This window comes from Pseudorhizobium xiangyangii (genome assembly GCF_020531965.1).
Lineage (GTDB): Bacteria > Pseudomonadota > Alphaproteobacteria > Rhizobiales > Rhizobiaceae > Neorhizobium > Neorhizobium xiangyangii.
The window spans coordinates 1-8,538 of sequence record NZ_JAJAWH010000052.1; the positions used below are offsets into that span (position 1 = coordinate 1).

Sequence of the window (8,538 nt, forward strand, 5' to 3'; positions counted from 1 at the left end):
GCATTCAATCTGGAACCAGCACCGCAAAGTTAGAATGTCCTAATTCGACAAAGCTGGAATGTCACACTCCCCGGGTCTGATTGACGTCTGGGAGATTGCAGATGGGATTGATTGCGATGAGCGAGCGTGATCTGCAGCGGATCGAAGTTCTGTCGAAGGTTGTTGATGGTCATATGACGCTGGTGACGGCGGCGCATGTTCTGGCCTTGAGCACGCGCCAAGTTCATCGGCTGCTGGAGCGAATACGAACATCCGGTGCGGCGTCGATCCGCCACAAGGCGATTGGGCGGCCGTCGAACAACCGGATCAGTTCCGGGGTTCGGGATTATGCAGTAGCATTGGTTCGTGAGTGCTACGCAGATTTCGGTCCGACCCTGGCTTCGGAGATGCTTGCCGAGCGTGATGGGCTGCGTGTGTCGCGCGAGACGTTACGGAAGTGGATGACGGCTGCTGGCATCTGGCTTTCGCGCAAGCAGCGCCGGACGTTTCATCAACCGCGATTGCGGCGCGAGGCCTATGGCGAGCTGGTACAGATTGACGGTTCGGATCATCGGTGGTTCGAAGGCCGGAGTGATCCTTGCACGCTTTTAGTGTTCATCGACGATGCGACCGGCAAGCTTATGCAGCTACGGTTCGTTCGATCGGAAAGTGCGTTTAGTTATTTCGAGGCACTGGAGCTCTATCTGCAGGATCACGGTGCACCGGTTGCGTTTTATTCGGACAAGCATTCGGTGTTCCGGGTGGCAAAGAAGGATGCCAAGGGCGGCCAGGGCATGACCCAGTTCGGGCGTGCGCTCTGCGAGCTAAACATCGAGATTCTCTGCGCAAATTCGAGCCAGGCCAAGGGGCGTGTCGAGCGGATGAACAGGACGCTGCAGGATCGATTGGTCAAGGCACTGCGGCTGGCCGGGATCGATAACATGAAGGCTGGCAACGCGTTTCTGTCGAGTTTCATGGACCGTTACAATGCGCGATTTTCAGTCGTCCCTGCCCGACCCGATGATTTGCACCGGCCGCTGAATCTGGTGCCGGATCGATTGGCCGAGATTCTGTGCAAGCGCGAGCAGCGTTATGTCGGATCGCAGCTGACGTTTTCGTTCGAGCGGAAGCGGATCATGCTGGAGGAGACCGAGGTGACACGCGGTCTGGTTGGTCGTTATGTCGAGACCTATGCCTATACCGACGGTCGACTGGATGTGCGCTGGAAGGGGTATTCCTTGGCCTATCGGGTGTTCGACAAAGACCAGCGGGTGACGCATGCGGCCATTACCGAGAACAAGCGGCTCGGCGACGTTCTTTCCTATATTAAGGAGCTTCAGGATCAGCGACCAACGCCGAAGGTGAAGACCAACAGCGAGAAGATTGGCTACAAACCACGTGGACGCAAGCCAGGCAAGCGGACGGATTCCAGGAATGACCCGGTGGTGATCGCGCGGCGAGAGAAAGCGTTATTGAGGCAGCCGGCGGCGGAATAAAGAGCGTCAATGCACGCCGATGTCGCTCTGCGTATCCGATTCCAATTGCAGGCAGGCGGGCCAAAGTGGCGTCTTGTGGAAGGCTCCATCCTGGAGGAGCGTGAGCCCATCGCGTGTCTCATAGAGCAAGCCGAGCCAGCACAGGCGTCGAAAGACGCCACACTGGAGGTCGGATTTCAACTTCCAGGCTTCTATGGTCATTTCGGTGTCCGGCAGAGGCGCCAGGTCCGGATAGAGGATCTTCACAGCGTCCATTGGCGTGCAACCTTCTCTGGCCTTGATATTGAGCAGATTGAGGAACATGCGCCACCAGCGTAACCGCGCTCGGACCTCCTCTTCCCGCTCGGTGGTGTGAACATACGAGTAGAGATAATCCGTGGCGATCAGATCGAAGAAGGCTTGCGGGTTCACCAGAAACTCCCGGCCGCGTCTGGTTGGCAGCAGCACATCCTTTTTCCGGCGAAGAAGTTTTAGATGACGGGCCATGTCGCGCACGACCCAGAGCGGCGGCACGTCGCTCTCATTGAGCACCTTGTTCATGCTGTAGAGGTCTTCGGCTGTGAAGCCTGGCCAAAGGAAGTGTACAGCGGCCCAATGCACGAACTTGCGGTTCATGGCGCCGGTCGCCGTCAATCCTATGCCACCCTCACCGTCAGCATAGGCGACCGAAAGAAGCATGCCGCGAACAAGGGGGGACAGCGCGGCGACATTGACGTCACCCTGCAGCTTGATTTCCGGAAGCATCGTGCGGCTTTGATCCCTACCCCGCCCCATGCAGGTGCAAGCGAGTATCAACCGACGACGGAACAATTGCCAGTGAGAAAGCTAAAGCCGAAGGGGTGCGTCTCACCCGCCCCCGCTCCTCCCTTACAACCCGGCCCAGCCGGTCGGATCGGGGGCTGATCGTCAGAGCCAGTGTCGCATTTCTAACTGGCCACTACCGTCGCAGCCCTATTGAAGGCATCATCGCTGAAACATCGTAAGGGCGGACGATGTGTAATTTATACAACGTCCCCACAAACCAGGAGGGCACTCGAGCCATCGAAGTGGAGCATGACTTTCCTAATATAGGGCAGCGTATCCATGCACATGGCGCGAGACCAGAGCAGAAGAGTTTCGGTATGCCGGAATCTGCAGAAGACGCAATTGATCGAAAATCGGTTTTGGTGGTTGAGGCCGAATTCCTGATTGCGATGGAGCTGGAGATTGCGTTGACGGACGGCGGTTTCGATGTGCTTGGCCCCGCAGCTTCAGTGGATCACGCTCTCGAACTGCTCAGTAGTCAGCGGCCCCATGCTGCAGTCCTGGGCGTGACCTTGGGAAAGGAAAAAGGTGACACCTTGTGAGTGGAGAGAACAGAACAGAAGAAAATGGGCGCTCAACCCGTTTACCGAGGAGCGCCCATGCACCCGAACGACATGCGAACGCGCAACAGGGGCTGTCGCTGCAGGCAGTCGGCGATAACGGGTGGTAGGCTATAGATGTGGATGCCCCACGGCCTTTTCAAGGCACGATTTATGAGAGCGTGAGGACCTCAAGTTCCTGGTTTCCCACGGTTATGATGTCTCCGACTACCTTACCCATCAGCTGGATGGCGATTGGGGACACATAGGAAATCGTTCCTGCCTGCGGGTCTGCTTCATCTTCACCGACAATTCGGTACTTCTGTACTCTCCCGTCGTCGCGGCTGAAGCCGACAACACGGGATGATATAATTAGCGGAAGGAGATCGATCGAGGGGATCAATGAATGCTATGCTGGCGATCAAGCCGCCCACGGTGCATTAGAAACGATCTCAGATGGTCTTGCCACTGTAACATTCGGGGACTATTTCCTCCCCTCGCAACTTTGGAGACGATAATGGCAACTGGTACCGTAAAGTTTTTCGCACACGACAAGGGGTTTGGATTTATCACGCCTGATAATGGCGGAACTGACGTTTTCGTCCACATTTCAGCTGTCAACGGCGGCTCGCTGTCAGACGGTCAAAAGGTGAGCTACGACCTGGGCGAGGATCGCAAGACAGGCAAGTCGAAGGCCGAGAACGTTAGCGTAGTTTGAGTGAGCCGGATGCCGTAGAACATTTGGATAAGGGCATCCAGAGGCTCGGCGCTCAAGAGGCGGGCGCGGATCACTCCTTTCCCCGCAAGCCAATGTGATCCCCACTGTTTGCGGGGATCACTATCTGGAAGAGGACAAACGCCCAAGATGATGGCACCAATAACCCACATGCCAGCAATGGGGGTCATCCCGATCCCGGTTCCTATCGCGGCACCAGCTTGCTCGGCTCTAGACAACTGGTCGTAATTTGTGTTTCAGCGTGGAATATTTTCCCCCTACCTGTTTCGTATGACCATCCGTCTTTGCGATTTCCACATTTGCGTCGGAAAACGCGTTAGTTCCTCCGGCAGCCCCGGAAAGCGATACCGGTTTCCAACAGTTCGGGACCGCGGTCGAGCGAGAATTTGCGAAGTCAATTGATTTGAAATGCTCAATTCATGGCGGAACGAACCGGTCCGTTCGCCGTTTAGCGCAGCGCATCACGCGATGCAGGAGCACCAATGATTAAACGCGTTGCCATCGTGGGCTCAGGCCCGACTGCCATTTATGCTCTCCAGAATCTCATAGCTTCCCCTACCCCTCTCGCCATCACCGTCTTCGAGGCGGAGTCCGTGGCGGGCAAAGGGACGCCGTATCAGCGTGACATCAATGACCCGGCGATGCTGTCGAACATACCCAGCGTTGAGATTCCAGAGCTACCACAGAGCCTTGTTGAATGGCTTGCCACCCTGCCGGATTTCGAGAGCAGTTTGAGACCCTTATCGAACGGGGTTCCGCGTCGAGGCATATGATAGAAATCATAGAGAACTGTCGGGTCACTGACATCATTCCACGAAGCAACCATTTTTCTCTAAAGCTGGCCGATGCAAGCCGCTGCGAAGACCCGGTCTTCGACTACGTGATCGCCGCGACAGGTCATAACTTTCCATCAAGCCCTGAGACTTCTCCAGGATTTTTCGAAGCGCCGTGGCCAGCGACAGCCCTTCGAACGATCGGCAGCGGCCGGATCGGGATTCTCGGAACTTCGCTCAGCGCGATCGATGCGATTGTGACCATTGCCTCGTATTTTGGGCAGTTTGCGAGAGACGACGTGGGCGAACTAAGCTACTGCGCCAACCCGAACAAAGACGACTTCCGTGCTGTGATGATGTCGCGCAAGGGTCTGTTGCCGGAAGCAGACTTCTATTTTCCGATCCCCTATACCGAGCCTGCGATCTGCACGCAGCAGGCCGTCAATCGGCGTTTAGCGCTTGGAAGCAGCGGGCTTCTCGATGACATATTCGAACTATTTCGCAGCGAAATAGCCTCGGCCGATCCGAACTACGCGACGACAATCGGTCTCGATAGCCTGACGGTCGATACCTTTGCAGACGCCTATTACGGCCTTCGCGATAAAACCGATCCATTTGAATGGGCAGCGGCCAACCTGGCGGAAGCGAAGGTCAATTTCAGCAAGCGGCATACGGTCCCTTGGCGCTACGCAATCTTGATTACCCATGAGATCATCGAGAGCGCGGTTGCCTACTTCAATGCCGACGATCTGAGGCGCTTCAACCAATCGTTCAAGAGCATTTTCGCCGATGACTATGCCACAGTGCCGCACCTCTCTATCGAGCGGCTCCTTGCACTGCATCGCTCTGGGCACCTTCAGATAACCGCCCTTGGCGAGGATGCGGTCATATCAAACGAGGGCTTGGCACGCGGAGCGGTCGTCCAGATAGGAGATCGCCACGAGACATTCGACACATTTATCAATGCGACCGGGCAGAAGACACTCTCGGCGGACGATTTTCCGTTCCCTACGCTCACCGAGCAGGGCTTCGTGTCTGAAGCCAAGACTGTTACCGCCGTCGGTAGCCAAATACGAACTGGCGGAATCGATGTCGATGGCCAGTGCCGTCCGCTGATTGCGGGTGTGCAGCCTTTACGTCGTCTTTACGTACCGGCAGTCTCCTATCTGCTGCACAAGCGCCCATTCATACAGGGGATCACGAGCGCTGCAGACCTGGGCCGAACAGTGGCTGCATCGATAGTGGCTGAAATAACAAGGCCGCAACGTAGCCGTCGGGCACGCACCAAGGCCCCCGTCGTGATTGATGAAGCCAAAAGCGCGGCGGCGTAGACTGTTTCGCTCCGTGCTTGCGAGCTATCACTGAAGGACGCCAGACCGTGAAGCTATTGGGAACCATCAAGGAGATCTGGCGCTATCCCATCAGTTCTCTTGGCGGCGAACAACTGGATTCCGTGGAGATCACCCAGGATGGGATCGCCCAGGACCGCACCTGGTGCCTTGCCGACGCGCTTTCCAGACATCCGGCGGCACCTGAGAAGGAGCAGCGCTGGCGGCCTGCTCTCTTTCTCTTTTCAAGACTGACATCGCAATATCCGGAGATCGGCTTCCCGGATGGGGCTTGGCTTTCAATAAGAGATGCCCGACTGGTCGCAAAACTAAGGTCTCACTTCGGCTTCGATGTCTCGGTTTTGCCCTACTCGAAAGCCTGCGGCCGTACATCGGATGATTATCTCGCCACCAACCGATATGATCCAAGTCCTGTCCATCTTCTGACCACGAGTTCACTCGATCTTCTGTCAAACCTGGCTTCGCCCTCGGGGATCGACAGCAGGCGATTTCGCCCGACGATCACGCTCCAGACCTCGGCGGAGCCGGAGTTTTTAGAGAAAGCGTGGATCGGGAAGCGGCTCCAGATAGGACAGGCCGTCCTTCACGCTATTGAAGAAACGAAACGCTGCGGCATGACATTGATTGCGCAACCCGGATTGGACGAGACGCCCGAGATCCTGCGCTCCATCCTTCGCCACAACCGACGAAACCTTGGCATCTACTGCACGGTAGATACTCCAGGCCTGGTCACGACCGGGGCCCCGGCATACATTCCAGCCTTGTAGGAACCAACCAGCGAGAACGCACCGACGGACAGCGCAACTCAGCAAGATCAGATGTGATCGTTTACACGAGGCGAAACACGGCATCCCGACCAAGGGCTGCGAGTCAAAGGCCGAGCTTCACGCGTTCAGACGGGCGTACGGCGGCCTCGATAATGTCCCGGATTTCGGCGTCGGTGCTGCGGAAATGTGGACGTTAATATCAATTGGATGAATGACATCACCCTTCAAGAGGTTTGCTATCAGGACGAGAAGCACATCAGCCACGCTGGACACGGAGGCGACGAGCGTCATCGCCAACTCGTGGTGCAGGCGTCCACTGCATAGGTTACTTGTTAGAAGGAACATTGCACGCCACTACCGGTTAGCGTGAGAGGAAACCAGACAAGAGGTCTTCTCATGAATAGCAAGCGCCCCCCCATTCCGAAGACAACCATGGAGATCCAGCGACGGCCAACCAACAGCAGGGCGCGTCTGAGCAGACGGAGGAAAACCGAACACAAGAGCGACGGGAGTCGACGACGACAGCTAAGCCTACCGCGGTTTTCTGGGCATCCTTCCGCGGTCGATGGTGCTCATTCTTCCCATACCCCAAGCTGGTAAATGGAGGCGTCACCCGATGGTGAATTTCGGAAGCTTGATGCGGATACGGGCACTGCTTTCCCGAGGGGCATTAAAGATTGGCAAACGTCCGAAGATGCTGGGACTACCCAATATTGCGTGGGGCAAAGGACATATCCGGATTGGTGACCGCGTGTCTACGAGGCGCGGGGTCGTGATCAACGCCCACGGCGGCGCCATCGAGCTCGGAGATAACGTCTCTCTCAACCCTTATACAATACTTCTGGGACATGGCGGGATCCATATCGGCGACGATGTTCGCATTGCGGCCCATGTGGTTATCGTCTCATTCGAGCACGGCACCGCAAGAACCGACATTCCTATGCGCCGCCAATCCCTCGTCAAGAAACCGGTGATCATTGAAAATGACGTTTGGATCGGCGCGGGTGCCAAGGTGCTTGCGGGGGCAAATATCGCGACTGGGTGCGTTATCGGTGCTAACGCCGTGATAAAGGGCGAGACCGTGCCCTATGGTATATATGCGGGCGTACCGGCACGATTGGTGAAAATGCGAGGTCAGGATCGGGCCGTGGAGGGAAAAGACCCGTCAGCGACGCGGCGCCGCCTCCATGCGCTTTAAGACTTCCGCCAGCCAAACATGAACCATCTGCTCTGGCGGTAGCGCGCCGGCGGTTCTTACGCCGGCGTTATCGTTCAGATAAGATGCCCGCCTAACTCAGGCGGCGCCAATCACTTCATTTAGGCATTCAATCACTTCAAGCTCGATCAAATCGCACCAACATTTGCCGAAGCCACAGGTTTTCCTGATGCAATTGCTTGGCCAGCAACGCCCTTAGCCGCTGATTTTCGGTCTCCAGGGAGGCGAGCTCGTGGAGAGACATTTCGAGTGAGACCACGCTTACCACGGCAGCCCGCTCGCCTTGCGAACTTGCGGCATGAACTTTGACGTTCGCTTTGCTGCTGCGATTTGGCGCGCCACGACGAACCCGCGCGGTGCCCTGCCCTTGCCGTGGCGCAGCAGGATCAAGTGCGAGACTACTTTTGTCTGCCGGCAAATGGATATACTGTTGCTCGACGAGCGACGTCTCCGCTTCCTGGCCGCTGTCTCCCTTCGGGCTATCCTCGATCTCGATATCTGGCGCTTGGGCAGGTTGCGCTTCCGAAACATGCTCTGAAGCTTTTGAAGCATTAGACGGCCCGAATAGATGGGGCGCATCACTCTCTGCTTCGCGTACAAGTGCCCTTAGATCGGTCTTGCCCCAAATCGAGGAGTCTGGCTTCATCGCGGATCGCCGCCGACCTGCTTTGAACTCGACAACGAATTTTCGTGGTGGTGCTTTCATATGTCCAATCTTTGGTATGAAATCAGGCTCAAGCAGCATCAAACCGCTTGAGCAACTTTTTAAGCTGGGCGTTCTGCAGACGCAGCTTACCAGCGAGAGTATCCTTCAATTGCTTGATTTCGTCATCCAATTCTCCGACCTCATCGAAGAATGGGTTCACGGGTGACGGGCGT

General features: G+C 56.5%; 9 protein-coding genes and 1 pseudogene. 7 read left to right on the forward strand and 3 right to left on the reverse strand.

The genetic code is table 11. The features are described 5' to 3' along the window. Nucleotides 1-101 precede the first annotated feature (101 nt). Nucleotides 102-1,475: an ISNCY family transposase gene (locus LH464_RS23555; RefSeq protein WP_226788850.1), complete on the forward strand. Its 1,374-nt coding sequence runs from the start codon at nt 102-104 to the stop codon at nt 1,473-1,475. Nucleotides 1,476-1,481: 6 nt separating this feature from the next. Here the strand turns inward: LH464_RS23555 and LH464_RS23560 are convergent, their stop codons facing one another. Then, nucleotides 1,482-2,219, reverse strand: a complete 738-nt coding sequence (locus tag LH464_RS23560; protein WP_226788851.1) for a hypothetical protein — start codon at nt 2,217-2,219, stop codon at nt 1,482-1,484. 377 nt (nt 2,220-2,596) lie between these two features. On the opposite strand from LH464_RS23560, the gene LH464_RS23565 reads away from it, so the two are divergent. Next, the gene (locus LH464_RS23565; RefSeq protein ID WP_226788852.1) at nt 2,597-2,821 is read left to right on the forward strand and encodes a hypothetical protein; all 225 of its coding nucleotides are present in this window, start codon (nt 2,597-2,599) and stop codon (nt 2,819-2,821) included. Between the two features lie 169 nt (nt 2,822-2,990). Here LH464_RS23565 and LH464_RS23570 read toward each other — a convergent pair. After that, nucleotides 2,991-3,173: pseudogene (locus LH464_RS23570) on the reverse strand (GreA/GreB family elongation factor); the annotation flags it as partial. Nucleotides 3,174-3,335: 162 nt separating this feature from the next. Here LH464_RS23570 and LH464_RS23575 point away from each other — a divergent pair. From LH464_RS23575 to LH464_RS23600, 5 genes are all read left to right on the forward strand, one after another. Next, nucleotides 3,336-3,536: a cold-shock protein gene (locus tag LH464_RS23575; RefSeq protein ID WP_226788853.1), complete on the forward strand. Its 201-nt coding sequence runs from the start codon at nt 3,336-3,338 to the stop codon at nt 3,534-3,536. Nucleotides 3,537-4,036: 500 nt separating this feature from the next. Then, the gene (locus LH464_RS23580; RefSeq protein ID WP_226788854.1) at nt 4,037-4,327 is read left to right on the forward strand and encodes an FAD/NAD(P)-binding protein; all 291 of its coding nucleotides are present in this window, start codon (nt 4,037-4,039) and stop codon (nt 4,325-4,327) included. Between the two features lie 299 nt (nt 4,328-4,626). Beyond that, nucleotides 4,627-5,658: a hypothetical protein gene (locus LH464_RS23585; protein WP_226788855.1), complete on the forward strand. Its 1,032-nt coding sequence runs from the start codon at nt 4,627-4,629 to the stop codon at nt 5,656-5,658. A gap of 47 nt (nt 5,659-5,705) precedes the next feature. Continuing rightward, nucleotides 5,706-6,443: an MOSC domain-containing protein gene (locus tag LH464_RS23590; RefSeq protein ID WP_226788856.1), complete on the forward strand. Its 738-nt coding sequence runs from the start codon at nt 5,706-5,708 to the stop codon at nt 6,441-6,443. Nucleotides 6,444-7,194: 751 nt separating this feature from the next. Continuing rightward, nucleotides 7,195-7,641 carry an acyltransferase gene (locus LH464_RS23600; protein ID WP_226788857.1) on the forward strand — a complete coding sequence of 149 codons (447 nt, stop codon included), beginning with the start codon at nt 7,195-7,197 and terminating at the stop codon, nt 7,639-7,641. A gap of 136 nt (nt 7,642-7,777) precedes the next feature. On the opposite strand, the gene LH464_RS23605 is transcribed toward LH464_RS23600, so the two are convergent. Further along, nucleotides 7,778-8,365: a hypothetical protein gene (locus LH464_RS23605; protein ID WP_226788858.1), complete on the reverse strand. Its 588-nt coding sequence runs from the start codon at nt 8,363-8,365 to the stop codon at nt 7,778-7,780. Nucleotides 8,366-8,538 lie beyond the last annotated feature (173 nt).